Genomic DNA, 26975 nt, shown 5'->3' with positions numbered 1-26975 from the left:
CATGAACCTTAGAAAAAAGCTTTATTTTGTAGCAGTGGCTGCGATAATAATCGGAACCTTCTGGTACTCATATGAGAAAGCCTCAAGTGCTGAGCTGTACGACTACATTGGAGACGAAGTTTGGTACGTCCCCGCGGCAAGAAACGTCCTCCATAAGCTTGGAGTTGAACTCCATTATGTGAACGAGACAGCGAATTCGGAAGGGGTAAATATAATCGCAAGCGGAGAGATGATTAAGGGCTATGTAAAAGTTTCTGCTCTCGGGCTCGAATTTACACGACCTTATACAAGAAACGTAAACCTCCAAACTCCCGCAATTCTCTCAAAACTGGGGATAAGAGTTGAATTTATACCCATAAACCAGACCCAGCCCTCCGATTTTGACGAAATTAAGTATAAAATCGAGATAATAGCCAAAAAGTACAACTACACCTACTACAAGCCCTATCACAATTTTGACGGCGTTTACTATGAAATCCCTCGCGAAAACCTTGAAAAATTCGTAGAAGAAGTTAAAATCCTGGAAGGCGTTGAAATTGTAAAGGGATTCCGCTATCCTGATAAGGAGAACATCCAAAACTATCTGAACACGGAGCACCCATTTTTAGCGAAGGATATAATAATGCTTGGAATGCTGATAGAGGACAAGCCTATCTTCTGGCGTTTGCCAGGCCTTATAGAGCATGCGATAATAAACGTTCTCGTATTTCTCGCTACATACAAAATCTCAAAGAGCTATCTCGCTGCTTTTATAGCGCTTGTGTTTTCAGCTTTTGACCCCTCCTGTATGCAACGTCCCTTGCTGCGATGCTTGATATACACGTGGCATTCTTCACGGCAGTTTTCATGTACTTCCTGATTTCTGAGAAATACAATTCGAGCGGTCTTTCCATAGGTCTCGCCGCAGCCGCAAAACTAAACGGTGCTTTTCCATACCCAATACTGCTCATAAAAACCCCAAGGGGCAAAATCAAAGTTAAAGAGATACTCCTCTCGACACTCATTTTACCTGCCTTCGGATTTTTGCTCCCGCAGATTACGATAATAAAGGCAATAGGCTTCTTCCCATGGCTTTCCGAGTTCATCGGAAGCTTTGGATGGCATCTTAGCTACAAAGGAGACCACCCCGCAACCTCACCTTTCTGGGAGTGGTTCATAAGCCTTAAACCATTTCCTTTCCACTACAACCCCGATATCTTCGCGGCAACAGACCCAATTTTGATGCTTTCTATGGTGGTGTTTATATTCGCAATTCCCTATGCTGCGACAAAAAGAAGAAAGCTTTTGGTGCCTTTTGGAATATTCTGGAGCACAATAGCTTTTTATGCTCTCCAGTGGATTTTGGGTGGAAAAACCCAGTTCAGCTTTTATGCCACCCCATTAGTTCCCGCGGGAGCGGTAACACTCGGAGTAATGGCATACGACATAATAAAGTGGGAGTATTTCGAGAGATCACTGGAAATGTACTGGAAGTGGGTGAAGAGCATTTTAATAAGAATAAAGAAAATCTTCGAAAGGATTAAGGCTTTTTTAAGAAGTCCAAAATAGTGGGCTGAGCTTTTTTGGTTTTCAGTTTTTCCTCTATCTTTTTGAGAGTTTTCCAGCTTTTTCTGACTATTGGAGGGAACTCTCCATGTTTCTTGTAGTATTCCTCCAAGAATTTCCTTGTAACGGGGTCGCTTGGATAGCCCGAACCTATTTCCCCATAGATTTCCTTAAGCCCCTCTATAGCCCTATCGCGGGTGACCTTAGCCAGTATTGACGCAGCCGCAACTGGAATGTACTTGGCATCGGCTTTATGCTCTGCAACTATTTTCGGAGAGAAGGAAAGCTTTTCCCCTATGATATCGCCAAAGCGCTCCTCTTTGACATCTGCAGCATCTATGTAGAGGATATCCGGCTTAACTTTAAGGGAGTTTAACACTCTGGCAAAGCTTTCGATTTCAAGTTCGTTCATTGTGCCTTCCCTACTATCTATCTCTTCTGGAGATAGTTTGAGAATAAAATAGTCATCCACTATGCTAACGATCTTTTCAAAAAGCTCCTCTCTTTTTTTGGGTGTTAGCTTTTTTGAATCCTTAACTCCCAGAGATTCAAGCTCCCCTATACGAGATTCATCAACAACTACTGCTGCAATTACAAGAGGCCCTATAACAGGTCCTCTGCCGGCTTCGTCTATTCCTCCCATCTTCATTTCCCTTACCTCCTTAAAACCAAGAGTCCGTAGACAAGTCCCAGCACTATTGTGGCTATTCCACTTGGAGGGATGTCTGTTAAGTAAGCCAGTACTATAGAGAGTACTTGCACTGAGAGGGTTAAACCCAAACTTATCCCGAGAATCTTTCTCAAATCACTGCTGAGCATCACGGCTATTGTCCCAGGCAGAACTGCCACAACTTGCAGGGTTATCAGCCCGACAGTTCTGACTATCAACGCACCAGTGGCCCCTACGAGGACATAGAGCAGAGTAAGGTAGAGCCTCGCATTGCCAGAATAAGCCTCAACTCCCTCAGCATCAAAGCTGACGTACAGGAAATCACGGTAAAATGCGAGCATGACAAAGAATATTACGGCACCCCCCAAGACCAAAAACATCAAGTCGTTGAGGGTTATCAGAAAAAGCTCCCCGGTTAAATATGAAACCACACTCTGGGAGAGGGCAAAATAGGGCCTGCTTGCCATAACCTTGTACAGAACTCCAAATGCCAATACTGTCGAGCCAGCTATAAAGCTTGCTATTACTCCTATTGCAGTGTCACTGCTGAATCCTCTATTTTCGAGAAGAGCTATTAAGATAACAACAAAAATCGTGATTATTAGAGCCACCCACAGAACCAGAGAAAAGTTTGAAAATATTAGCCCGAGTATCATTCCCAAAACAGCTCCAAAGAGCAAGGAGTGGAAAGTAGCATGGGTAAGAAAAGCTAAACCCTTCATGTTTATCAGGGGACTCAGTATACCCAGTAAAACGCTGACTATTACACCACCTAAGAGAGCCCTGAGCAAGTACTCGGGGATCAAACTTCTCCCCTCCCGTGAAGGTGAACGTCTCCTATAAAGCAGTACATTCTCTTCCCCACTCTAACCGCTTTGGACAGAGGTCCGTAGACTTTGGTTATAATTTCATCCCTAAGAACTTCTTCCGGAGCTCCAAAGGCTATAAGTCTTTTATTGATAAGCATTATCTTGTCCCCTATTTCCGTTAATGGATTAGGATCATGAGTTGTTATTATCATCGTTAACCCCATCTCGCGCTTTATTTTTGCAAGTACTGAAACGACTTCTACCCTGGCACTGGGGTCCAGGGCAGACAACGGCTCGTCTAAAAGGAGGAGCTGGGGTTTTGAAACGAGTGCTCTGGCCAATAGAACCCTCTGCTTTTGTCCACCGCTAAGTTCTGCAAACCTTTTGTTTTTAATATCACCTAATCCCACAAATTCTAAAGCCTCTTCCGCTTCTTTTAAGACGGATTTCGGGATATTAAAATGGATGAAGCCTCTTTTGTAAAGGGCACCCATTGCAACTACTTCAATAGCCTTCAAAGGCACACGTTCGTTTAAAGAATGACTCTGGGGAACATAAGAAATTAAATCCTTTACTTCAGCAGGAGGCTTCCCAAAAACAAGAAGCTTGCCCGTATATGACTTATGAAGCCCTGCAATCGTTCTAAGAAGACTTGTTTTTCCCGCACCATTTGGACCCAGCAGAAGAAGGGTCTCTCCACTATCCAGCTTAAAAGTGATATCTTCAACTGCTTTATAGTTGTCGTAGTAAATTGTTAGGTTTTCAGCTAGTATCAATTTCTCACCCACAATTAGGGTTACCTAAAAAATTTAAAAATGTTACTATTAAAGTCCAAAAGCCCCTTTAATTCCGTTGATTACAAGTTGAACAGCCATTGAAGCCAGTATAAGCCCCATCATTCTTGTAATAAGCCTTATTCCAACTTTACCAAGTTTCCGCTGCACTTTTTCTGCGGACATGAGCACCAAGTAAACTGAAAGACTTGCCACAAAAATCGCAAGAATCACGACTATTTTTCCCAAATAGTCGCTGCTTTTTGCCATGTGTATCATCACAGTTGTTATTGAACCCGGACCAGAAATCAAAGGAATTGCCAAGGGAATTATAGCAATCTCGCTTAAACTTACAGCCTCTTCCTCCTCTTCATGGGTTATTTTTATAGTAGAGAGACTACCACTCAGCATTTCCAAGGCCATTCTGAAGAGCAAAATTCCTCCTGCGATTGCGAATGCATCTATTGTGGAGCCAAAAAATTTGAATATCCACTCTCCTAAGAGTGCAAAGGTTATCAAGGTCATAAAAACGGCCACTGATGTTCTCTTTGCCAGACTTCTCATTCCTTCATAAGATCTGCAGTGCTGGGCAATAGAAAGAAACACTGGGACAGCTCCAATGGGGTTCATCACTGCAAAAAGGGTTACAAATACATAAAGAAATGTCTTAAAAAACAAGAGCATTTTCACTCACCAAAAATTTTTTCCAGCATCCATTTTTCGTCAAAGGGCATTAAATCCCCATACCCCTGGCCAACCCCAACAAAAAGTATTGGCGCGCCAATGGCATGGGCTATGCTTAATGCAGCACCCCCCCTTGCGTCTGCGTCAAGTTTTGTTAGAATAACTCCGTCAATCCTAACCGCCTCATTAAACTGCCTCGCCTGCTCTATTATTGCATTTCCGGCAAGTGCATCTCCTACGAATATAACCAGATCCGGCTTTGTAACCCTGACTATTTTTTTCATTTCATCCATGAGATTTCTGTTAAGCTCGTTTCTTCCGGCTGTATCAACTAAAACCACGTCGATTCCTCTCGCTTTTGCATGCTCTATGGCATCGTAAGCCACAGCAGCTGGATCAGATTTGTAACCGTGTTTAATGAGCTTAACCCCCACTCTCTTCGCATGTTCCTCTACCTGCTCTATTGCTCCTGCCCTAAAGGTATCGCTAGCGGCTATAACAACGCTTAAGCCATTTTTCTTAAGCCAGTTGGCAAGCTTAGCTATTGTAGTGGTTTTTCCACTTCCGTTAAAGCCAACAAAAACTATCACGAACGGCTTTTCCTGTTTTGATTTTATCATCTCTAACAAATCTATGCGCCTTTCAGGCGTTAAGACTTCAAGTACTGCTTCTTTAACCGCTTTCTCAACAATCTCCTTTTTGTTTGTACCTATCTTAACCTTCTGTCCAACAAGTTTCTGTTTTATTTTTTCTTTAAGCTCCTCAACAACTTCCAAGGCCACATCAGCCTCTAAAAGCTCCAGCTCAAGATCCCAGAGTGCGTTTTCAACGTCTTTTTCGCTTATTTCAGTTTGAGCCACCTTATCCACGAATGAGCTTAATTTTTCCTTTAGTTTTCCAAACATTCGCCCTCACCGGGTTGTGATCACCAGATGAACTTATAAATATGAGCCTCAGCGATAGCTGGTTACATCACATCTCAGCTCCGAAACCGCTCTTCATCGGCTATTGAGAAATTAGCCCTTCCAGTTTAAGGACTTTTTGATAGCCAACCAAAGGGGATATAAAAGAGTATCGACAGACTAAGAAAGGGTGGATAACTTGATACGGGCTTTTGTAAACGGAAAAATATACGTCTCTTTTAAACCACTGAGAACTGCAGAAGCTATTGTAATAGCCAATGAAAAGGTTATTTACGAGGGAAAAAGTGAAAAGGCCCAAAAAATTGCCGAAGAGCTCGGAGGAGAAGTAGTAGATCTGGGCGGAAAAACTGTTCTGCCGGGCTTTATTGATTCACATATGCATCTAAACTCCCTCGGACAGTCTTTGAAAATGCTCAATTTAAAGGGGACAAAAAGCATAGAGGAACTAAAGAGGAAGCTCGAAGAATACGCAGAAAAAACAAGCACGAGCTGGATTCTTGGCTTTGGATGGGACCAAGAGGAACTTGGAAGGTATCCCACGAGAAAAGATTTGGACGAGGTCGTCGATAACAAGCCCGTGCTTCTGTATAGAACCTGCTTCCACGCGGCTGTACTGAACACGAAAGCTATAGAAATCGTAGGTTTGGACGAAGATGAAGACGCAGACCCTGAAACCGGAATAATAAAAGAAAACGCCCTAGAAAAGGTGAGAGATGTTATCAATGAAACTTTAACGCTCGAAGACTACAAACACTTCATCGAAGAGGGGGCAAAGTTCGTTCTTTCTCAGGGCGTCACAGCGGTTGGCTTTGTGAGTGTAAATGAGAAAAGCCTTAGGGCCCTCTTGGAGTTAGATAACAAAGAAAGGCTCCCCATTAGAGTTTTTGTGTATCTGAACCCTTCCCTTCTTAAAGAACTAAAAGGCCTGGGGCTCACCAAAGAGGTTGGAAGTAGTAGAGTAAAGATCATGGGGATAAAAGTCCTTGCGGATGGAAGCCTTGGAGCCAGAACAGCGTGGCTTTCTAAGCCCTATGCAGACGCCCCAACAACCGGACATCCCAACATAAGCAAGGAGGAACTCGAAGAGATAGTGAGAGAAGCCCGCCAGCTGGACCTCCAGATGGCTGTCCATGCAATAGGTGATAAAACAACCGATATGATCCTAGACGTCTACGAAAAGTTCAGGGGAGAGAGAAACCGTATAGAACACGCATCAATTTTGAGGGAAGACCAAATAAAAAGGATGAAAGAGCTTGGAGTTGTTGCCTCGGTTCAGCCGAGGTTTGTAATAAGCGACTGGTGGGCGGTACGGAGAGTTGGGGAAGAGAGGGCAAAGTGGATTTACCCCTTCAAGAGCATGCTGAAGCAAATCGTGATAGGCTTCGGAACTGACTCTCCCATAGAACCCGTAAATCCGTGGGAAACAATCTACGCAGCAGTTACCAGAGGAAAATTTGAGAATGTTGAGACCTACCTGCACACAAAAGACGAATGTCTATCCCTAGAAGAAAGCCTTTACAGTTACACATACGGCTCTGCATATATAATGCACGCCGAAGATGACCTCGGAACCCTCGAAGAGGGTAAATTCGGAGACTTCGTTGTGGTGGACAAGGATCCGTTTGAAGTTGAAGAGAAAGAACTGAAAAACATAAAAGTTCTAGATGTCTACGTAGGAGGTTCAAAGTATTACTAGCTCCCTTTCGGCGTTTGTGAGCCTCTTTCCCTTTTTTTCCACAGCTACGTCGTCTTCTATTCTCACTCCTCCAAGATTGGGAATGTAAATGCCCGGCTCAATGGTAAACGTCATACCTCTTTCAAGAATCCTTTCATTCGTTTGACTTATATAGGGCTCTTCATGCACTTCAAGCCCAAGTCCATGCCCCGTTCTGTGGATGAAGTAGTTACCATAACCTCTCTCGGATATATAATCCCTTGCTGCCCTGTCAACATCCTTAGCCTTTATTCCTTCGCGGACACTCTGAAAAGCACTCTCTTGGGCTTCTTTGACAACCTCATAGATTTCTTTGAGCTTTTCATTCGGGTGCCCTATGGCTATGGTTCTCGTGATATCGGAGCAGTAACCTTACTTTGCCCCAAAGTCAAGTATCACGAAGTCTCCGGGCCTTATTTTTCTTTCACTCGGTGTATGGTGAGGATTTGCAGCATTTTTCCCAGAAGCCACTATAGGCGAGAAAGACACTCCGTCCGCAAGCTCCCTGATGAGAAACTCAATTTCCAGCGCAATTTGCTTTTCACTCTTTCCCACCAAATCCCTGCTTATTATTTCATAGAAAACCTTGTCTGCAATTTCAGCGGCCTTTTTCATCAGGCTTAGCTCCTTTTCATCTTTGCGCATTCTCATCTCTCTTGTAATGACGCTCAGCGGATAGAGAGTGCAGTCCTCCAAAAGTCGCTCAATGTGGATTAGAAAGCTCGCCCTCATTGTATCTTCCACCAGGATCTTACCGCCCTTCAAATTCAGAGAAGCTAACACCCTTTCAAGGATTTCATAGGGGTTCTCTTCATCGCTCCAGAATACTGAATTTTCCCATTCAACCTCGTTTTCGTAGAGCTTGGGCGCTATTAGAACGCTTTCTCCCTCTCTGTTGACCAAAAGGAGAAAAAGTCTCTCCTCGGTCGCCTGAGGGGCCATACCGGTTAGGTAATATAGGTTGCTGCCGGGGGTTATCAGCGCACCATCATAATTACCTTCCCGAAGAAACTCCAAGAATTTCTTCATCCTGTCCACATATACCACCATGAAGAAACTCGCGGGCAAAATTTATAAGGCCTCTCCCAAAGTTTTCTTGGGTTGCCCCGGTGGCCTAGTCTGGATAGGGCGCGAGGCTGCGGACCTCGAGGTCCGGGGTTCAAATCCCCGCCGGGGCGCCACATCTTATTCTCATATTCCACAATAATAAAAACGACCAAAAATTTTTAAATAACGCCTAGTAATTAAAATACAGAGCGTTTCTCATACGCCGCATTTCCCCACTCCGAAACAAAGTAGTATTCTGGAGGTGGTAGAGATGATAGAGGACGCGTTGATGCTCTATCTGCTCAGCAATGCAGGAACCAACCAAAAGAAGAAAAAGAAAAGAAAGCTCCTGGTTCTTTGATCCTTCCGAATTTCGAAAAGCTTAAATACTCCTTTTTAGTAAAATAAAGTTAGAAAAATTGGGGGGTGGTAGGAATGGCATACGTGGCAGTACTGGCGAACATCAACGGAAACTTCCCAGCCCTCATGAAAGCCCTCGGAAAAATTGAGGAACTCAAAGAAGAAGGCTACGAGATTGAAAAATATTACATCCTCGGAAACATAATTGGATTGTTCCCCTATCCAAAGGAAGTTCTTGATGCTCTTGATGACCTGATAAAGACCAACAATGTAAAGATAATCAGGGGAGAATTTGACCAGATAATAGCCATGAGTGATCCCCATGCCGAAGGGCCGGATTATATCGATGAACTTGCCATCGAGCCGTATGTAAAGAAGGCATTAAAATACACCTGGGAAAAGCTTGGCCATGAAGGAAGGGAGTTCATAAGAGATTTGCCTATATACCTAGTTGATAAAATAGGCAAGAACGACATTTTCGGGGTCTACGGAAGCCCATTAAACCCCTTCGAGGGCAAGGTTCTTCCAGAACAGCCTACCTCATACTATGAAGCCGTCATGAGGCCGGTAAAAGACTACGAACTTCTATTAGTAGCATCACCAAAACTCCCCGTTAATGCCATGACGAGGTACGGAAGGGTGGTATGCCCCGGCAGCATTGGATTCCCGCCGGGAAAAGAGCACAAAGCAACTTTTGCCCTCATAAATGTTGACAATCTGCACACAAAATTCGTAGAAGTTGAATATGACAAGAAAATCATAGAGGACAAAATCAAAGCAGAAGGATTGCCAGAGGAGCTCATTAAAATCCTCTATCACGGAAAGGTTTAAACAGCTTGAACACCCTTTTTACTTCTTTTCTGAATATTCCAACGTATACTACAAAAGCCAATAACAGGAGAGTTTTTGAGAGAAATACAGTGAACTGCAGTAGAAGAGCCACAGCAAATTGAGTATAAGAAGTAAGCGAAACTCCCAGCTTCTTGTTTGCCACAACTAATGTGCCAGTTAGTATCGTTAGATATCCCAGAAAGAGTCCGAAAACAGCCCCATATTCTCCAAAAGAGCTTATCGAGAATATCCAAGCAGCGAGAGAAACCACAGCGCCCAGGAGTGAAATTATGGTCCCTTCTTTCACATATTTTGTCGAGTTCAGCGCCACTATGCTGGGGTTGTACGCTATATACGTTTCTACCGCCATGAGAGTTAGGTAGAACTCTCTACCCAGATTAAACCCAAAGAGTAGCGATAAAATTTCTCTTCCGACAAGCATAAGGATAAAAACCGCCAAAGCCACTATAAAGGACAGCAGCTTCGTGGAGTCTTCAGCAAGTCTCTTCACGTATTCCATCTCATTTTTCCCATATTTGTAAGAGTATAAGGGCATTATCGCAGATTGAAGCACCTGAGGCAGGTAAGTCAACAAAAATGCCGCCGAAAGAGAAGCCGAAACAATGCCTGCAGCTTCGGGAGAAGCAAGCTTCTCGGTTAGGAAGTATGGGGCTTGAATAAGAAAAACCCCCGAAACTGTCCCAAGAAATGCAAAGCTGGAATACCTCAAAAGAGGTTTAAGGGTCTCCAAGGAGGGTTTTCCAAACAGCCTCTCCCTAAAAAGGTACAAAAATCCAAAAATGGCCACGCCAGAAAGAAGGCCAATGTAGGGGAGGTAGTAATTTTCCGATAAAAATCCTCCAATAAATAGCACAAACGCTCCAATCATTGTATAAGCGTAAACCTCACCTTTGTGAAGGCCATAGATAAAGCTGCGAAACGTCAGCTGGAGAGCCCTCAAGACTGCCAGAATGGCCAGATAAAAGTTAAAAGGAACTAAAACCAAGCCAGCTAAAGGGAAAGAAAATCCCAAAGTTGATATGGACTTTATTTTTTCCATTTCTCCCCTCCCTAGAAACTCGGAGGCATACTTCCCCAGAGCAACTGCAAAAAAGCTTAGGGGAACTGCCAGTAAAAATGCCTGCGATATAAGTGAATTTACCTTTCCCAAAACTTCGACACCGAATCTTCTTGAGATAACTATGCTGTAAATAAGCCTGCTGAGGCCAAAGAGAGCGAGGGCAACTATACTCGCTATTGAATGCCGAAGCATAACTTTTCTCTCATAACTCATAAGAGAAAATAAATAAAGCAGAATTTAACCTTTGCGGAAGCCCAAATAAAAGCCCGCAACAAATGCCCCTGTTCCGGGTAAAATCCCCACTACTTTATCAGCCAAGCTTAAGGTTGATGTAGTTGCACTTTCCGCAAAGTTAAAGAGGGCATCGGTGTTTATTGTTATAACTCCTTTTTGCTGGAGCCAGAAAAGGCTTAAAATGTATGCACCTATCAAAGTGAGTACTATTTTTATGAACTTTTTAAGCGCATAACCTGTGATAAACCCAACAGCAGCCCCTATACCCATATCACCCATTATTCCGCCAAAGTCGAAGTTCATAGTGACTCACCATTTGTCTTTAGGTTTCTGCAATTAAAACCCTTTTGCTTTTGGATTTTACAGTGGCAAAATGTTTAAATTGTATAAAAACTATCTTATATAAGCATAAATGTTTTAAGAGCAAATAATATGTGTCATTGAGGGTGATACATATGGCAACACCTATGGAAAGACTCAAAGAGAAGATGACAAAAGAAGTTATGTGGATCTACATACTGAGACTGCTAAAAGAAAGGCCTATGTACGCATATGAGCTCAAAAATGAGATAAGGGAGAGATTTGGATTTGAACCTGCCACCGTGAGCAGTTATGTAGTGCTTTACAAGCTCGAACACGAAGGCTACGTCACTTCAGAATGGCAGGAGAGCGAGACTGGAAAGCCCTCCAGAAAATACTACAAGCTTACGGAAAAGGGAGAGAAACTTCTCGAAGAAGGAATAAAATTTATAGAAGAAATGCTGAACAAGCTCAAATGACTCTAACGTCCTGCTCCTCCTCTTGGTTCTCTAGCCTTTGCTCTTAGTCCCTTGTATCCGCACTTCCTGCACTTCTCTGCTTTCCAGGGGTTAGTAGCACCACACCTCATGCATATGTACTTCCTAAATAGCCTTGCCTCAGCTTCAGGAAACCTCGCCATTTTAATCCCTCCATGATCTTGACTGTGTTCACTTACAAGCATTTCTTTTTAAGCTTTACCTTTTTGAAATACCGAAAGATTTTTATTCAGACTTTGCTCTCTCACTTATGAGCGGGGGTGCCCGAGCCTGGCCAAAGGGGACGGACTTAAGATCCGTTGCCGTAGGGCTGCGCGGGTTCGAATCCCGTCCCCCGCACCACTTTTGTAAAATCATACTCCTTTCTGAGAAACTTGTCTTGAAAAATAGATTCTTCCAACAAAAATTAAATAAGAAATCAAAGCTTCCTCAAACTTGGAAACCAGTATTTTTTACCCTTCTTCTCTTTTTCTTCGTCCCATTCGTGTAAGATTTTGACAGCTTCACTAGCAACCAATGCTGCTTCTTTTTCACCGGCTTTTCCAAACTCATTGGTTATTCTGTTCGCAAAAACCGCACAAACACAGCCTGCCCTAAGACCATAAATGTTTGCAAGGGTGTAGAGTGTAGCCGCTTCCATCTCAAAGTTCGTGACTTTGGCTTGTCTCAGGTCATCTATGAGGTGCTTTGCAAAGCTCGGGAAGTAGCCGTTCAATCCAGGCCTTGCCTGACCTACATAAAAGCTGTCAGTAGAAGCGGTAATTCCAACGTGGTACCTAACCCCCAATGTTTCCGCAGCTTCGATCAGAGCTAAAGTGACCTCAACATCGGCACTTGCCGGATATTCTACTCTCACATACTGCTTTGATGTTCCCTCAAGTCTAACGGCAGCTTTTGCTATTATCAAATCCCCAATCTCTATTCCGGGCTGAATTGCCCCTGTTGAGCCGACCCTAATGAAAGTGTCAGCACCTATTGCCGCTAATTCTTCTATCGCTATTGCCGTTGAAGGTCCTCCTATTCCCGTTGAGGTAACGCTTATAGGAGCACCCTTGTACCTTCCAGTGTGTGTTCTGTACTCCCTATGGAACGCTATTTCCCTCGCTTCATCCCAGAGAGAGCTTATCTTGGGAACCCTCTCAGGATCGCCGGGGAGCAGAACATATCTAGCAACATCACCGGGCTTGCAGGCTATATGGTACTGGTATCCTTCTTCCGTTTGAGGCCTATCCGCAGGCATGAATTTTTTCATTTCTCTCACCTCCACATGAATTTTGGAAAGGGATATATAAATGAAATCCCTACCCCAAATGGTGAGACAATGCTGAGATGTCTGAAATGCGGAAGAACTTACGAGGACTTTAAAATTATGTGCAAATGCGGTGGAGCCCTTGAATACATTGGAGAAAAGAGGGGGAATTTTGAAAGCTTGTTGAGAAAAGAATTCTTAGACATAAGGAGATACCTCAGTTTCTTGCCCCTAAAAGAGGAGTTTTTGCCGAGGCTTACGACTCCAATAACCCCGATAGTGGAGAGAAAAATTGAAGGGGTTAACGTTTTCTTCAAGCTCGAGTACTTAATGCCAAGCGGGTCCTTCAAAGACAGGGGCACCTATGTAACCATCGCAAAGCTGAAGGAAGAAGGCATAAGCGAGGTAACGCTCGACTCTTCAGGAAACGCAGCGTTAAGTTTAGCCCTCTTTGCAAAAAGCGAGGGGATAAAAGCCCACATCTTCATTCCAAAACATACAAGCGAAGGAAAAAAGAGACTTCTCAGGCTGCTGGGAGTAGAGGTTCATGAAGTTGAAGGGTCACGAATGGAAGTGCATGAAAAGGCAAGAAGCTTTCTGGAGGGAATTTACATATCTCACTGGTACAACCCGTATTTCCTTGAGGGAACAAAAACGGTAGCTTACGAGGTTTATGAGCAGATAGGGAGTGTAGATTATGCATTAGCGCCCACCGGAAGTGGAACCCTGTTTTTAGGCCTCTACAAGGGGTTTAAAGAATTGGAGACACTTGAAGGGACAAAAACTCCCAGAATGATCGCTGTCCAGGGAAAAGGGTATGAAAGCCTGTGCAAGATGAGTGAAGAAAAAAGCAGGCTTGCAGAGGGGATAGCAATTCCCGAACCTCCCAGAAGAGAGCAGATGCGTAAAGCCCTAGAAGAAAGCAATGGAATCTGTATTTCCGTAGGAGATAAAGAAATCACAGATGCCATAGAAGACCTCATCTCCATGGGTTTCTTAGTTGAGCCAACAGCAGCAACAGCATATGCTGCATTTAAGCTGCTCTTAGAAGAAGGCTATTTTGAAAAAGGCGCAAAAGTGCTTATCCTCCTCACCGGTTCTGGACTGAAAAACATTTAATGGAGCCGGGAGGGGGATTTGAACCCCCGTAAAGCGGATCTGCAGTCCGCCGCCTCACCTCTAGGCTATCCCGGCATTTTTTCCCGAAGAATATATTTTGGCGCCGCGGCGGGGATTTGAACCCCGGAGGGACTGCGCCCACCGGCTTAGCAGGCCGGCGCCATACCAGGCTAGGCTACCGCGGCACGTCCTACATTAACCAACATTAAGGAGTTTGGGAGGGTATTTAAAGTTTTCGCAAACGGCAACATTGAAGATAGGTATAAATACCCCCTCGGTACATTTAAAGCTGATGGAGCTCTTTAACTCAAAGCTGTGTGCTCTGTGCAAAGGAAGGAAACTCCTCTGTGGAAGGCCTACTTGCCCGATTCTCGAACGCTTTAGGGTAGTGAGGACTGTTGAGCAAAAGATAAACCGCAGAGAGATTTTTGGTTCCTCCCCTCCAAGCATATTCGTTGGTGAATACGGCTATCCAAAAGTCCGCATCGGGCCCCTCGTTCCCCCGATAGAGGGGAACACCTCCCATCTCGACAGTCCCCTAAAGTGGGAGAACAAAACAATAAGGGATATCCTTTACTACCGCTCCCTTCTGGTTATGGGGGAAATGCAGGCTGATATTAACGTGAGAAAGAGCGGAAGAATTCTTGAAGAAGTTCAGGAGCTGGCAATGTCGATAAAGCCTGTGGACAGCGAAATCCTTCTCAAGAGAAAGCCGATTTTAAAAGTCCTTCCAAGTGAATTTGCCCCGCCCATAGGGCCAAAGGCAGAACTTCTCGACTTCGAGCTCACAGAGAATCCAAAAATACCGAGGAAAACCGATTACGTTGTGGGGGATGAGCTGAAAGCCGAGCAAGCAATAATGAGACTCTACAACTGGGGCTTTGATGAGTACTACATAATAAGACTCCTCTCTGCAGGACTTTTGGGCATTAACAGAAAGCTCGTTCCAACAAGATGGAGCATCACAGCTGTGCAGGATACAATAGGGAAAAAGCTGAGAAAAGAAATCCTGCATTATGAGCCTATAAACGAATTTGAGCTCTACTTTTACGAATTCCTCGGCAACAGATATGCCGTGCTTTTGATGCCCGAAACTTACGCATTTGAACTTTTGGAGGTCTGGCTCAAAGGCTCTTTGTTTGGAAGTGACGAGCCTGAAGTAATCCACGACTATGAGGACTTTCACGGGATTAAGGGGTACGCTGAAGAGACCACGGGGGCGTATTATGCCGCCCGTTTGAGCGTTCTTGAAAGCCTCAGGAGAAGAAGGAGGCAGGCAAGAATAATAGTGTTCAGAGAAGTAACTCCAAAGTACTACGCTCCCGTAGGTGTGTGGCAGATAAGGGTGGGGGTAAAGAAAGCCATGGAGAATCAGGTAGGAAAATTTAACACACTCCAAGAAGCCTTCAATGAACTCAGAAAACTCCTTGAGCTAAAGCTTGAGAAATATCTAGAAAAAAGCTGGATTCTGAGGATGAGAAAGCAGAGAACACTCGACTATTACCTCAACTATCAAAGGACATTTTAATATCAAAACTTCCGAAGCTTAAACTTTTTAACCAGCTTTTCTTAGGATAATTTATGAGAAAAAAACTCGCCCTCATAAGCCTCGACGGTAGCGGAGTTTACAATTTAGAGCACATGCCCTTCTTAAGTGAGCTAGCGGAAGGAGGGTTCTCCATAACGGTCGACTCAATATTTCCCACACTCACGGATTTAGTCCACACAAGCGTTATGACGGGGGTTCCGCCAAGGGTTCACGGTGTTGTAGAAAACGGCTACTATGATAGAATAGCCGACAGAAAGGTGAATTTTTACGAGTATGAAGTCGCTTTTAACCCCCATAAAGTCATAAAGGCAAAAACGATAGTCGACATCCTTCGGGAGAAGGGAATAAGGAGTGCCTCTGTTAGCGGCTATACAATGCCTCCCTTCAGCGGTACCCACGTTAGAATATTTCCCCCGTTTTTCAGCGACGATAACCTCTATAGGGAACACGGAAGAGACTGGAGAAAAGATAAATGGGTTTTAAATTCTGCCCTTTACCTCTATGAAGAGTGCAAACCGGATTTGCTCTTGGTTCACTTCTGCTCGATTGATGGTATGCAACACGATTACGGGCCCCTAAGCGATGAAGCCATGAAAGCTGTTGAAACCGTGGATACAGCATTAAACGTTTTGTGGGAGAGGCTCAGGGATGAATACGCATTTATAATCTTTGCAGACCATGGACAGGAAAAAGTCCACACGTGGGTAAACCTGAGGAATTACCTTAAAAAACACGGCATTGAAACGCTGAGGGTCTCATCCGGAGGGGGAGTGCACGTTTATCTAAAAGACCCAAAAGAAGCAGAGGAGGCGTATCCGCTGTTAAAACGAGCCCCGGGAGTTAAATACGTCTTTTCCAGGGATGATCTGCCCCATCTGAACACTCCAAACAGCGGGGAGCTCATAGTCTCCGCCAAGGAAGGGTACTGGTTCTGCTCTCACAGGCTTTGCAATGGAATTAAGGGAACGAGCTACTGGACAAGGGGTATGCACGGCTCGATGAACGAGCCAGTAATGAAAGTTCCGCTGATTTTGTGGGGGTTTGAAAATGTAAATACTGAAAACGCCAGCCTTTACGATATAGCCCCCACCATATTGAAGTTCTTTGGGATAGAAAAACCCGAAGACATGGTGGGAAAAAGCCTAATTCGATAACCAGCTGTTAGAATTAATGATAAACCGAAAGTGGAAAAGAAATAAAAGAGCTCACCTTGAGGACTGTGCAATCCTCTCGATTTCTTCCTTCTTGCTGTATGCGAAGCTCTTTGTATCCTTGTTTGCTGCTGCGATAATTTCTTCAGCCAAAGCTTCGGCATAGCTTGTCTTGTTGCGGTAGCACTTTGCTGATGCACCAAGGGCAATGTTTCTCAAAGCAACGTCAAGTCTTCTCAGTGGGGAGATATCAACTGCGATGTGGTACCTAACTCCACCGAACATGATGTTTGTGGTGTCTTCCCTTGGGGCAGAGTTCTCAATTGCCTTAACAAGAACCTGGATTGGGTTCTGCTTTGTCCTCTGCTCAATGATCTTAAAGGCCTCTTTTACAACCTCATAAGCTTTAACTTTCTTGCTCATTAATGAGCGGTGTTCTCTCCTCATGAAGTGGCCGCCTACTTTGTAGCTTGAAGCACCGCTTCTCATGACTTTGTTTATAAGTCTCTCAACCACATGGACATTGGCCTTACCGAACTGCTTCTTAGCGTGCCTTCCGTGGTTGTGTGGGAGAATTCTTGGTTCAAGGTTAATATAAGGTCTGAGTGATGGGTCCTCAACTACTACATCCTCAACGCTCCATCTTCCGAAAACCTTAAGGTCTTTTGGGACAAAAAATCTCTCTTCCAATGGTTTAGCCATGAGCATCACCTTCTTGGCTTTTCTTTTCTACCCTTAACTATTTCTTTGAGGGATGTTCTGTTAACCATGACAACCTTGTATCTAATTCCTGGAATGTCACCTACAGCTCCACCCTTTGGACCACCAATTCCCTCTATGATAACTTCATCGTGCTCGTCAATGTGCTTGATAGCACCGTCACCTGGTGTGAACGCTGTAACTACCTTACCGTTCTTGATGAGCTGAACTCTAACAGCTTTTCTCATACCTGAGTTTGGCTGCTTAGCCTCAACTGCAATCTTTTCAAGGACAATTCCTCTCGCCTGTGGTGCACCTTCAAGCGGGTCGCTCTTTTCCTTGAGCCTGAGTACTCTTCTTTTGTAAGTTATGTCGCTCCACCTAAACTTCTTTCTCTTAAGCTTGAGCTTTCTTCCAGCAAATTCTCCGTAAGGAGCTTTCTTTCCAGCCATGATCATCACCTCAAATTACCATGACTTCCTCAATCCCGTGGTGCCTCTCCATTAATTCTTTGACGAGATTTATGTTTTGCCCCCCTCTACCTATCGCCTTGGGCTTATCTCTTTGAGTCACATCAAGGAGGGCAACTTTTTTCCCATCTTTCTTTTCAGTTATGTGAACTTTTTTAATCCTTACGCCCATTGTTTTATAAATGTTCTTGAGGAATTCTTCCGGATCCTCTGAATGTTCTATGAGCTCAATGTCCTTCCCCAACATTCCCTGTATTCTCTTAACGTTGCTGCCCCTCTTGCCTAATGCCAAACCCATTTCTCCCTTCTTGATGACAAATATTAAGCGATTCCTTGCTGAGTCAATTAAGCAGTCGAGCACTGTTGCTCCTGTAAAGCTCTCAAAGAGTGCAATGTACTTTATCTGGTCTGTGTTTAGCTTGAGTGGCATGCTCACTTACCTCCAGCAAGTGCAAGTATTTTGCTCTCTCCAGGCTCTACTATTGCCAAGGATGCAATCACGAAGGGCTTACCGAGCATTGTACCAAGCTCAACGCTTGTCCCCTCGAACTCATAAACTGGAATGTTGCTGAGCTTTGCGTAGTAGTTAATATCATCCTTGATTTCCTTTGGTGCGTTTTTAGCAACAATGATGAGCTTTGCACCACCAGTCTTGGCAAGCCTAACTGTTTCATTTGAACCGATGACAACTTTTCCTGTCTCAAAGGCTTTTCTAAGCTCAAATGCCAAATCCATTACCTACACCTCCTTACTCTTCTTCTATGGGTTTTTTAATCGGTAACTTCATTGCCAGTTTAACGATTCCCGTTCCAACCGGAACGGGTTGGCCAATTAACACGTTTTCAACCACACCGTTGAGGGGGTCAACTTCTCCCCTTTCGGCAGCTTGAAGTAAGTGTTGAACGGTAATCTCGAATGCAGCTCTAGCGAGCACACTTGCCTTTGTACCAACCACACCATGTCTTCCAATGGGTCTCACAATACCATCGAGGGTCATCATATCGGCGACGAGCATGATGTGTCTAACATCAACCTCAAGACCCTGCTCTTGCATCGTTCTTGTTATTTCTTCGATAATGGCATTTCTTGCCGCTTCAATGCCAAGTATTTCTGCTATTTCGTGGATGTTGTTTGTCCTTGTCCTCGTCGGGTCAACGCCAGGAACTTTGAGTACCTGTTTGAAGTTTGAGCCCTCTGTATAGATGACGTATTCATCGCCCTCTTTTCTGATAATTGTTTTTCCTACGCCTGAGAGTCCTTTCAAGCGATGCTTTTTAACTTTATCGGCGAGCCTTCTTAATGTTGAAACATTTTTAGCTTTTTTCAATCTGATTATCACTGTATACCCATCAATTTCGATTTCTGCGGCCTTGAATGAGCGTTCAAGCTTTGCTTGGATCTTCTCCATTGTTAAACCGCTTTTCTCAAGGCGTTCTGGGTCAATATCAACTACAAATTCCATATTAAGTACATCAAGCGTCATACTTCTGGCAAGATTCTCAAGGGTGGTTCCTTCAATTCTTCTCGCAACTTCACGAGCTTTCTCTGGGTCATATCTGTGTTCTTCATCAAGGTAAACGGTCATAATTGGAGTTGAGGGGTTCTTTCTTGCATCGACAATCTCAATGATTCTTGGAAGACCGAGGGTAACGTTAATTTCAGCAACACCCGCATAGTGGAAGGTGTTAAGGGTCATCTGTGTAGATGGCTCTCCAATTGACTGTGCGGTAACTGTTCCAACGGCCTCTCCAGGTTCTATTAGGGCTTTTTCGTATTCCTTAACGACCTCATCAATTATTGCCTCCACTTCTGCCTTCTGCAACTTGTACTTTTCGTTGTAAGCGAGGAGCTTCTCCAAAAGCTCCTCTCTAACTCTCTCTGGCAACTGGGAGGCTTTGCTCTCTACAAGCTTTTTAATAGTTGAGCTTGAGACCATAACATCTCACCCCTTCTCCCTGAGCTTTATTAAAGTCCTCATTATCACTCTATCAACGTCTACTGTTTTTCCGCCCCAGCTCTTCATTGGATCTACTCCATCTTCACCGTAGCGGAACTGCACTATAATTCCAGTTGGATCCCTTACCGTTCCATCGTAGTCTACCTTGAGGTCTTGGAGTGCGTTGATCAATCTACGTTGCATGTAACCGCTCTGGGCTGTTCTAACAGCTGTATCAACGAGACCTTCCCTACCACCCATTGCGTGGAAGAAGTACTCTTGTGGAGTCAATCCGCTCTTGTAGGAGTTCACGATGAAGCCCTTTGCCCTCGCTCCAAGATCTCCAGGTTTAAAGTGACTCAACACCCTGTTTCTATAACCTCTATAAAGTCTCTTACCTCTAATCGACTGCTGTCCAAGCATAGCGGCCATCTGAGTGATGTTGAGAATCTTACCTCTTGCTCCTGTCTTGGCCATTATAACCGTGTGATTGGTCATACCCAGATATTTCTCGGCAACCTTACCTGCGTTATCTCTCGCTTCAGAGAGCACAGCCATTATCTTGCTCTCAAGGGTCTCTTCGAGGGTTTTACCGGGCAATGGTTCAAGTTCACCGTTCTTGTATGCCTCTATTAGCCTTTGAACCTTGTCCTCTGCCTCCATTATTATCTCTCTAATTCTTGCCTTCGCCTCATCGGGAAGGTCTTCGTCATCTATTCCGGTTGTGAATCCTTTGTGAGTAATGACCCATATCGCAAGCTTTGTAACCTGGTCCAAGAACTGTCTGGCCCTCTCGACACCGTACTCTCTGACTATAATGTCAAGGATTCTTCCGTCCTCTCTACCATAAGCTTTCTTGTCTATTGCACCACTCAACAGTTTTCCATTGCGGATGTAAACAAAGCCATCTGTAGCGACTTTTCTGATTTCTTCTTCACTCGGCACAAGCTTTTCTTCAATGAGTTTCTCAATCGGCTCACATTGAGATGGATCGTCACAAAGCTTGTTGCGGTACCAGATCGTCAAGTCCTTCGGCAGCACAAGAGAGAATACTGTCTTCCCGCTCCAGTATTCGACGCCGTTTTCAACTTTATCTGGCTCTGGAAGCTCCTTGATATCAACACCCGCAAACATCAGCATCTGCTCAACTTCGTATCTTGTGAAGTATGCCCCTTCTCTTGTCAGCAGATAGCCACCGGATATGTGATCCTGAATTCCACCTATTATTGGTCCTCCGTATCTTGGGGAGAGAATATGATTTTGTACTTCCATAAGGATCTTAGCCTCAGCCTGTGCTTCTTCCGTCTGTGGGACGTGGAGGTTCATCTCGTCTCCATCGAAATCAGCGTTATAGGGAGGACAGACTGCAAGGTTAAGCCTAAATGTCTTGTAGGGCATAACCCTAACCCTGTGGGCCATAATGCTCATTCTGTGAAGGGATGGCTGTCTGTTGAAGAGAACTATGTCTCCATCGAGAAGGTGCCTCTCAACTGTCCATCCAATGTCAAGCATGTTGGCTATTGTTTCTCTGTTGCTTTCCATGAGACGGATTCTTCTTCCCTGTGGGTCTATTACATAGTTGGCTCCCGGATACTTCTCCGGACCATTGAGGATCATCTTTCTAAGCTTTTCAATGTTGAACTCGGTTACCTTTTCTGGGACGGTGAGCTCCATCGCAACGACCATTGGCACGCCAACTTCGTTTATACTTATCATTGGGTCTGGGCTGATAACAGTTCTTGCAGAGAAGTTAACACGCTTACCGCTAAGGTTCTTCCTGAATCTTCCCTCTTTACCCTTAAGTCTTTGAGCGAGCGTCTTGAGTGGTCTTCCGCTCTTGTGCTTTGCAGGTGGAATTCCGGAAGTTTCATTGTCAAAGTATGTGGTCACGTGATATTGAAGGAGATCCCACAGGTCTTCGATAATGAGCTGCGGAGCTCCAGCTTCGATGTTTTGCTTCAAACGAGCGTTGATTCTTATTATGTCAACAAGCTTGTGCGTTAGGTCATCTTCAGCTCTTATACCGCTTTCAAGGGTAATTGACGGCCTCACATTAACTGGAGGAACTGGCAAAACTGTCAAGACCATCCATTCCGGTCTTGATTTCTCGGGATCAAGACCAAGAAGAGGTAAATCCTTATCCGGAATCTTTTCCAGTCTGTCTCTAATTTCACTTGGCATCATTCTATGCCTATACTCATTTCCTTCCTCGTCTTTTCTTATTTCCCAGTATATCGTAGGCCTTTCGAACTTTATTGGATATTGGGGAGCACCACAGTGCGGGCAGACCATTCTTTCCTTTGCCTTCTTGTGTATCTCTGATATTAGAGCATCTATCTCGCTTTTTCTGGCTTCATTTATGTTGAGTTTTGCCATATACTCCTCTATTTCTTCATCGGTCAGCTTAATTCTTCCACATTCTCTACAGGTGCTTTCAAGGATTCTGTGTATTGTCTTTGCAAACCCTACGTGAATGACGGGCCTCGCGAGTTCTATATGTCCAAAATGTCCAGGACATTCTTTGTAATTTGCTCCACAGGTCTCACATCTAAGGTTTGGATCTATAACACCAAGCCTTCTATCCATTAATCCACCGTCAATTGGATAACCGTCCTCTGAGTATGTATCTGGCACAGTTATCTCAGCAGCGCTCATCTTCCTAATCTCTTGAGGAGACAATATACCAAATTCAATGCTTCCGATAACCTTTTTCATTGAGTGCATAGCTCTACACCCTCTCCTTGAGTTTTAATGATGGTCTAATAACCATGGCCTTTATCTCATCCAACAACAACTTGAATGCATAGCTTATCTCTACCTTGCTTATCTTCTCCTCTTCTCCACAGACTGGACAGTAAACCTTATCCCTACGCTTGTCCTCGACTGCCAAATGTCCACAGCTCTCACATACCCAGACCTCTGTTTTATCGCTCTCCTCCAGTAATCTCTCCACTAGGAGCATCGATGCACCGTGTCCAATGAGAACGTCACGCTCCATCTCACCGAATCTGAGACCACCTTCTCTTGCTCTACCCTCTGTTGGCTGCTTGGTGAGAACCTGCACCGGACCTCTTGAACGTGCGTGCAGCTTATCTGCTACCATGTGGTGGAGTCTCTGGTAGTAGATAACACCGACAAATATATCCGCCTCAAGCCTTCTTCCGGTTATTCCATCGTACATGACTTCTCTTCCATTGTGTCTGAAGCCAAGCTCCTCAAGTTCTTTTCTAAGCTTTTCTTCCGGCTCTCCGATGAAAGCTGTTCCGTCTATTCTTCTTCCTTTTAGTGAAGCAACTTTCCCGCCTATTGCTTCGATAAGCTGTCCGATGGTCATACGGCTTGGGATACCGTGGGGGTTGACTATTAAATCTGGAACTATTCCGCTCTCTGTCCATGGCATGTCCTCTTGAGGCACTATAAGACCGATAACACCCTTCTGTCCGTGTCTTGAAGCAAATTTGTCACCAAGCTCTGGAATTCTGAGGTCTCTAACCGTTACCTTAACGAGCTTTGTTCCATCTCCTGTTTCAGTCAGTATAACCTTGTCAACTACTCCCTCTTCTCCAGGTCTCATAGTTATGCTCGTTTCTCTCCTTCCCTGAAGTATGCCAGCACCTAAGCCAGCTTGCTCTTCAAGGAACCTCGGTGGTGAAGTTCTCGCAACCAAGACATCCTTTCCTCCTACTTTTGATTCTGGGAAAATTATACCGTCTTCATCAAGGTGTCTGTAGTACTTTTCACCAAGGAATCCTCTAACGGTTGGATCTGGAATTTCGAACTTATCTGTCTGTCCACCCATGTATTTCTTCTCTTCAGCCTCGTAAGTTCTAAAGAACGTTGACCTCGCAAGTCCTCTCTCGATAGAGGCTTTGTTCATAATAACCGCATCTTCCATGTTGTATCCACCGTAACTGAGAACCGCAACTACAAAGTTTTGACCTGCTGGTCTCTGCTCGAAACCTACTGCCTCCATAATCCTTGAATTAACGAGTGGAACTTGCGGGTAGTGCATGAAGTGACCTCTCGTGTCTACTCTTATTCTAAAGTTCGCCCAGCCCAAACCAAGGCTCTGCTTGGCCATACCTGCCCCATAGGTGTTTCTTGGAGCAGCGTTGTGCTCTGGGTAGGGAACGAGTGATGCTGGCAATCCAAGTATAGCGGCAGGCAGTATCTCAAGGTGAGTGTGTTCTTCTGTAACTTCCCAAGGCCACATTGCAACATAAGCGTTCTCTTCTTCTTCAGCGTCAAGATATTCAATTATTCCCATCCTTACGAGGTCGCTCCATTTGAGAGCTCCCTTCTTTATAGCCTCGACATGCTCCCTTGTAAGCTTAGGAACACCGTTTTCAACAATGATGAGGGGTCTTCTAACTCTACCATCATCACTGTTAATGTAAACTTCCTTAACGTCTTCATAGTAAGCAACGTTTATCACATCGCTAATTCTTCCTGCCCTTCTGTCCCCTCTGATCTTGTTTACCAAGGCAATGCCATCTTTGTATGTTCCGATAAGAACACCATTCAAGTAGATTCTCCAGTCATCTGGGTCTGGTCTTTTCTCTTCAATATGCACTATACCAAGGTTTTCCAGATACTCCAAAACTTCCTCCTCTGGGATGGCGGTTGTTATCTGAGACATAAGTGCAAGGTTCTTAACCAGACCACAGTTGGGACCTTCGGGAGTTTCTGTTGGACAGATTCTTCCCCAGTGAGTACCGTGAAGGTCTCTCGCCTCAAAGTGAGGTTGCTCTCTGTCCAGAGGAGATGTAACTCTTCTCAAGTGGGAGAGTGTTGACATGTAGTTAGTTCTGTCCAGAAGCTGGCTAACACCGGTTCTTCCTCCCGGCCATGCTCCAGTTGCCAAAGCGTGTTCAATTCTCTCTGTTAGCACGTCGGGTCTCACAGAGTTCCTCACGAACCTCTGGATGTCCTGGAAGGTGTATTTCTCACCCTTTCTCTGGTAGGTCTTGGTAAGCTGATACTGCATGTCCTTCACAAGCTGACCAAAGGCAACCCTAAAGAGATCCTTCAGTAGATCACCAGCAAGTTTGAGCCTCTTGTTTGCATAATGGTCTTTGTCATCTTCCCTTCTAAGCCCAAGTGAGAGTTCGATAACCTTAAGGGCCATCATTCCAAGGTAATAGGCTTTTCTTATTCTGTCTTCTGGAGAAACACCCATGTGTGGGAGAAGGTTGTTGTCAATTATGGACTGAGCCCTCTTTAACCTGTACTCCTTCGGCTGTCCTGGCAGGGCTTTCTTTCCTATGTAGTCCAAGGCTTCTTCTTGGGTCTGTATGTCACTCGCATCTTCCAAGTTGTCAAAGAGAACTTGTTGAATCTCAGGGTTGTTGCTCACGGCATCCACAATGTCCTTATCACTCTCAAGTCCAAGGGCCCTCATGACGTAAACGAACTTTATAACACCTGGCACGTTTGGAATAGATACATAAAGTATGCCATCTTTTCTTCTCTCAACTGTTATCAAAGCTCTATAACCGTGCCTGTAGGAGAAGCACTTTGCCACATATCTGTTCTGCCTCTCGTCAGACTCTACAAGTGTTCTGTTGGGTGCCAAATCCTCGATAGATACGATAACTCTTTCAGAACCATTGATAATGAAATATCCTCCCGGATCTTTGGGATCTTCTCCATGGGCAATTAACTCTTCATCACTTAATCCATAAAGTCTGCATATTTTTGACTTAAGCATTACCGGCAGTTCTCCAATTCTGACCTCAACAGGCTCCTGCTCAATGCCCTTGACAACAGGTATCATCTCCAAGAATATTGGTGCTGAGTAAGTGAGATTTCTAATTCTTGCGTCCATCGGGTAGAGTGGCTTCCTCTGCCCGTGGGCTTCTTGAAACTCTGGCTCACCTAGCCTTATCCTTCCGAATTTTATTTCGAAGTCTGGAATGTCTGGCTTGACTCCACCGAATTCGTTAACTACTTCCTGCATTCCGTAATCAATGAAAGCGTTGTAAGAATCGAGATGCTGCCTTACAAGTCCTTTTTCGTCCCAGTAGCTTTTCATAACTTCCCAAAGATCATCTGAAGTAACCTCAACAACAGTAGGACCTCTCATTTTCTCACCCCAAAAACTTCAGTCTTCCACAACAATCCTATAATAGTAGTAAACCCCCGCAGTAGGGCTTTTCCTCTTTATTTCTATAACATCCCCAGGCTTAGCTCCAAGAGCCTGAACCGCTGGATCGCTTGCTTTGATTTGGGGTAGCTGAGAAAGCTTAATCTTGTACTTCTTAAGTAGCTCTTCCTTTTCCTCTTCGCTGAGTATTCTATGCTCGGGAACTAACACATGATCAAATATTGTAAAGGTTTTTTTCGCCGTCACAGAGAATTGCCCCCTTTAAAATTTTTAGAAGGTACACCCTCTCACTACCTCCAGCTTTCGATTGGAGTATATAAGCTTTTCGTGAGTTTAGGGCGTGTTTAGTTTCACCCCCTGTTATTTAAACAGTATTTGACTCTGAGGAGGATTTTCAGACCATAACACATTACCCCAAGCAGGATTCGGGTTACAGTAGTCTTTTTCAGAAAACAGGGGATCCTACTGCCAAACCACGTTGTAAACGCACCCCAGAACCCCTCATGAGGATTCCTACGCCTGTACTCTTCTTCAGAAAACACTCTGTCTCTCTTCTTACTACCAAAACCACCTGGAGCGTTCTTAGTTTTCTTAACAATCGGCCGATAACCCTTTTCCACCACAGTGTTCAGAACTTTCTTTGAATCATAAGCCCCATCAGCATAAAAATTCCCAGAACCCCCCGGCAGGAGTTCAATCAGCTCGTTCTCAGAAGTTGTGATCTTCACAGCAACCGGATACAGTAAACCCGGCAGGATTCTCGTTATTGCCTGAACTTCTATCCTGCCCTTTTTTTATTTGTAATAATGGTTGAGTCTGCTTGAGTGCTGGCGTAGGGTAATTTCTGGAGTTTTTTCAGGAGGTGGTTTGTCAGTTCTTCGAGGTTCAGCTTTTTCTCCCAGTTGTGGAGGGTTGAGTAGTGAATGTTTGCTCCGAAGAATTTTCTGCCGTAGTGCTGGGCGTCTCTGAGGGGTAGGTTGTAGTATTGTTTAAAGAGGAGTATTGCCAGTATTGTTTTTACTGGAAATTTTTTGGATTTTGGCAGGTTCTTCAGCTTTCCTTCTGATTCGAAGTCTGCTAAAACGTCAAGAATTGCGAATGCCACGCTTTCAGGGTCTTTGAGTCTGTGATCCCATCTGGGGATCACGACAACCACCTGAAAGAATTCAGCAAAAACCCTAATAAAGGTTACTATAAACACGCCCGATTTTAACAAAAAAGTTATAAA

The 26975-nt window shown here is 44.4% G+C and carries 27 protein-coding genes, 4 tRNA genes and 1 pseudogene; 10 read left to right on the top strand and 22 right to left on the bottom strand.

Annotated elements, in window-relative coordinates; translation table 11 throughout:
- Position 1 precedes the first annotated feature (1 nt).
- On the top strand, positions 2–859 hold the full coding sequence (locus THEPK_RS13755; RefSeq protein WP_342764013.1) for a hypothetical protein: 858 nt from the start codon (positions 2–4) through the stop codon (positions 857–859).
- On the top strand, positions 808–1548 hold the full coding sequence (locus tag THEPK_RS13750) for a hypothetical protein (protein ID WP_342764012.1): 741 nt from the start codon (positions 808–810) through the stop codon (positions 1546–1548). Before THEPK_RS13755 ends, THEPK_RS13750 begins: the two co-directional genes overlap by 52 nt.
- On the opposite strand, the gene rnhB is transcribed toward THEPK_RS13750, so the two are convergent.
- From rnhB to ftsY, 5 genes are read right to left on the bottom strand one after another with little or no spacing between them, the layout of a single operon-like run.
- Positions 1520–2194, bottom strand: coding sequence for a ribonuclease HII (gene rnhB, locus THEPK_RS10440; protein WP_042701645.1), 675 nt, complete (start codon positions 2192–2194; stop codon positions 1520–1522). The two genes, THEPK_RS13750 and rnhB, sit on opposite strands and share 29 nt — an antisense overlap.
- A 5-nt stretch (positions 2195–2199) precedes the next feature.
- Complete coding sequence (locus THEPK_RS10435; RefSeq protein ID WP_042701642.1) at positions 2200–3021, bottom strand: metal ABC transporter permease; 822 nt, start codon at positions 3019–3021, stop codon at positions 2200–2202.
- Entirely contained in the window at positions 3018–3800 is a 783-nt protein-coding gene (locus THEPK_RS10430) for a metal ABC transporter ATP-binding protein (RefSeq protein WP_042701638.1), read from the bottom strand. Before THEPK_RS10430 ends, THEPK_RS10435 begins: the two co-directional genes overlap by 4 nt.
- 48 nt (positions 3801–3848) lie before the next feature.
- A complete protein-coding gene (gene snatA, locus THEPK_RS10425) occupies positions 3849–4481 on the bottom strand; it encodes a neutral amino acid NAAT transporter SnatA (protein WP_042701635.1) in 633 nt (210 codons plus the stop codon).
- A 2-nt stretch (positions 4482–4483) separates the two neighbouring features.
- Complete coding sequence (gene ftsY / locus THEPK_RS10420; RefSeq protein WP_042701632.1) at positions 4484–5386, bottom strand: signal recognition particle-docking protein FtsY; 903 nt, start codon at positions 5384–5386, stop codon at positions 4484–4486.
- Between the two features lie 187 nt (positions 5387–5573).
- Between ftsY and THEPK_RS10415 the strand changes: the two genes are divergently transcribed.
- Positions 5574–7100: an amidohydrolase gene (locus THEPK_RS10415; RefSeq protein ID WP_042701628.1), complete on the top strand. Its 1527-nt coding sequence runs from the start codon at positions 5574–5576 to the stop codon at positions 7098–7100.
- Here THEPK_RS10415 and THEPK_RS10410 read toward each other — a convergent pair.
- Positions 7086–8147, bottom strand: a pseudogene (locus THEPK_RS10410) (M24 family metallopeptidase). The gene THEPK_RS10415 and the pseudogene THEPK_RS10410 overlap by 15 nt on opposite strands.
- Positions 8148–8221: 74 nt before the next feature.
- Between THEPK_RS10410 and THEPK_RS10405 the strand changes: the two are divergent.
- Positions 8222–8299: transfer RNA gene (locus tag THEPK_RS10405), tRNA-Arg, on the top strand.
- Positions 8300–8600: 301 nt separating this feature from the next.
- Entirely contained in the window at positions 8601–9356 is a 756-nt protein-coding gene (locus THEPK_RS10400; protein WP_042701626.1) for a metallophosphoesterase, read from the top strand.
- Here the strand turns inward: THEPK_RS10400 and THEPK_RS10395 are convergent.
- Both THEPK_RS10395 and THEPK_RS10390 read right to left on the bottom strand, forming a co-directional pair.
- Positions 9328–10650 carry a lipopolysaccharide biosynthesis protein gene (locus THEPK_RS10395; RefSeq protein ID WP_042701623.1) on the bottom strand — a complete coding sequence of 441 codons (1323 nt, stop codon included), beginning with the start codon at positions 10648–10650 and terminating at the stop codon, positions 9328–9330. The genes THEPK_RS10400 and THEPK_RS10395 overlap by 29 nt on opposite strands.
- Positions 10651–10674: 24 nt before the next feature.
- A complete protein-coding gene (locus THEPK_RS10390; protein WP_004068054.1) occupies positions 10675–10974 on the bottom strand; it encodes an FUN14 domain-containing protein in 300 nt (99 codons plus the stop codon).
- A 152-nt stretch (positions 10975–11126) separates the two neighbouring features.
- On the opposite strand from THEPK_RS10390, the gene THEPK_RS10385 reads away from it, so the two are divergent.
- Positions 11127–11450 carry a PadR family transcriptional regulator gene (locus tag THEPK_RS10385; RefSeq protein ID WP_042701619.1) on the top strand — a complete coding sequence of 108 codons (324 nt, stop codon included), beginning with the start codon at positions 11127–11129 and terminating at the stop codon, positions 11448–11450.
- A 2-nt stretch (positions 11451–11452) separates the two neighbouring features.
- Here THEPK_RS10385 and THEPK_RS10380 read toward each other — a convergent pair whose 3' ends face one another.
- Complete coding sequence (locus tag THEPK_RS10380; protein ID WP_042701616.1) at positions 11453–11611, bottom strand: 50S ribosomal protein L40e; 159 nt, start codon at positions 11609–11611, stop codon at positions 11453–11455.
- A gap of 111 nt (positions 11612–11722) precedes the next feature.
- On the opposite strand from THEPK_RS10380, the gene THEPK_RS10375 reads away from it, so the two are divergent.
- Positions 11723–11810 (top strand) — tRNA-Leu (locus THEPK_RS10375).
- Between the two features lie 76 nt (positions 11811–11886).
- Here the strand turns inward: THEPK_RS10375 and udp are convergent.
- Positions 11887–12720: a uridine phosphorylase gene (udp, locus tag THEPK_RS10370; RefSeq protein WP_042701613.1), complete on the bottom strand. Its 834-nt coding sequence runs from the start codon at positions 12718–12720 to the stop codon at positions 11887–11889.
- Between the two features lie 69 nt (positions 12721–12789).
- Between udp and THEPK_RS10365 the strand changes: the two genes are divergently transcribed.
- Positions 12790–13836: a pyridoxal-phosphate dependent enzyme gene (locus THEPK_RS10365; RefSeq protein ID WP_042701611.1), complete on the top strand. Its 1047-nt coding sequence runs from the start codon at positions 12790–12792 to the stop codon at positions 13834–13836.
- Here THEPK_RS10365 and THEPK_RS10360 read toward each other — a convergent pair.
- Both THEPK_RS10360 and THEPK_RS10355 read right to left on the bottom strand, forming a co-directional pair.
- Positions 13837–13911 (bottom strand) — tRNA-Cys (locus THEPK_RS10360).
- A gap of 23 nt (positions 13912–13934) precedes the next feature.
- Positions 13935–14021: transfer RNA gene (locus tag THEPK_RS10355), tRNA-Ser, on the bottom strand.
- A 104-nt stretch (positions 14022–14125) separates the two neighbouring features.
- On the opposite strand from THEPK_RS10355, the gene THEPK_RS10350 reads away from it, so the two are divergent.
- Both THEPK_RS10350 and THEPK_RS10345 read left to right on the top strand, forming a co-directional pair.
- On the top strand, positions 14126–15364 hold the full coding sequence (locus THEPK_RS10350) for an Nre family DNA repair protein (protein WP_042702284.1): 1239 nt from the start codon (positions 14126–14128) through the stop codon (positions 15362–15364).
- A 53-nt stretch (positions 15365–15417) separates the two neighbouring features.
- Entirely contained in the window at positions 15418–16539 is a 1122-nt protein-coding gene (locus tag THEPK_RS10345) for an alkaline phosphatase family protein (protein WP_042701609.1), read from the top strand.
- Positions 16540–16590: 51 nt separating this feature from the next.
- Here the strand turns inward: THEPK_RS10345 and rpsG are convergent, their stop codons facing one another.
- The 10 genes from rpsG to THEPK_RS10295 all read right to left on the bottom strand — a co-directional run bounded on the left by rpsG (position 16591) and on the right by THEPK_RS10295 (position 26948).
- Positions 16591–17238, bottom strand: coding sequence for a 30S ribosomal protein S7 (rpsG, locus tag THEPK_RS10340; RefSeq protein ID WP_052315951.1), 648 nt, complete (start codon positions 17236–17238; stop codon positions 16591–16593).
- Between the two features lie 5 nt (positions 17239–17243).
- A complete protein-coding gene (locus THEPK_RS10335) occupies positions 17244–17687 on the bottom strand; it encodes a 30S ribosomal protein S12 (RefSeq protein ID WP_042701606.1) in 444 nt (147 codons plus the stop codon).
- 10 nt (positions 17688–17697) lie between these two features.
- Complete coding sequence (locus tag THEPK_RS10330) at positions 17698–18135, bottom strand: NusA-like transcription termination signal-binding factor (protein ID WP_042701603.1); 438 nt, start codon at positions 18133–18135, stop codon at positions 17698–17700.
- A 2-nt stretch (positions 18136–18137) separates the two neighbouring features.
- Positions 18138–18440 (bottom strand): 50S ribosomal protein L30e, encoded by a 303-nt coding sequence (locus tag THEPK_RS10325; protein ID WP_042701600.1) that lies wholly within the window; start codon positions 18438–18440, stop codon positions 18138–18140.
- A gap of 13 nt (positions 18441–18453) precedes the next feature.
- On the bottom strand, positions 18454–19641 hold the full coding sequence (rpoA2, locus tag THEPK_RS10320; protein WP_042701597.1) for a DNA-directed RNA polymerase subunit A'': 1188 nt from the start codon (positions 19639–19641) through the stop codon (positions 18454–18456).
- 6 nt (positions 19642–19647) lie between these two features.
- Positions 19648–22365: a DNA-directed RNA polymerase subunit A' gene (locus tag THEPK_RS10315; protein ID WP_042701594.1), complete on the bottom strand. Its 2718-nt coding sequence runs from the start codon at positions 22363–22365 to the stop codon at positions 19648–19650.
- Between the two features lie 4 nt (positions 22366–22369).
- Positions 22370–25726, bottom strand: a complete 3357-nt coding sequence (locus tag THEPK_RS10310; protein ID WP_042701592.1) for a DNA-directed RNA polymerase subunit B — start codon at positions 25724–25726, stop codon at positions 22370–22372.
- A gap of 18 nt (positions 25727–25744) precedes the next feature.
- Positions 25745–25993 carry a DNA-directed RNA polymerase subunit H gene (locus THEPK_RS10305; RefSeq protein ID WP_042701589.1) on the bottom strand — a complete coding sequence of 83 codons (249 nt, stop codon included), beginning with the start codon at positions 25991–25993 and terminating at the stop codon, positions 25745–25747.
- 104 nt (positions 25994–26097) lie between these two features.
- Positions 26098–26475 (bottom strand): hypothetical protein, encoded by a 378-nt coding sequence (locus THEPK_RS10300; protein ID WP_042697605.1) that lies wholly within the window; start codon positions 26473–26475, stop codon positions 26098–26100.
- Positions 26476–26525: 50 nt separating this feature from the next.
- Entirely contained in the window at positions 26526–26948 is a 423-nt protein-coding gene (locus tag THEPK_RS10295; RefSeq protein ID WP_042697770.1) for a hypothetical protein, read from the bottom strand.
- Positions 26949–26975: the final 27 nt, after the last annotated feature.

The organism is Thermococcus sp. PK, assembly GCF_000430485.1.
Lineage (GTDB): Archaea > Methanobacteriota_B > Thermococci > Thermococcales > Thermococcaceae > Thermococcus_A > Thermococcus_A bergensis.
Note: the sequence above shows the minus strand (reverse complement) of the source record. Positions and strands in the feature narration are given on the sequence as shown.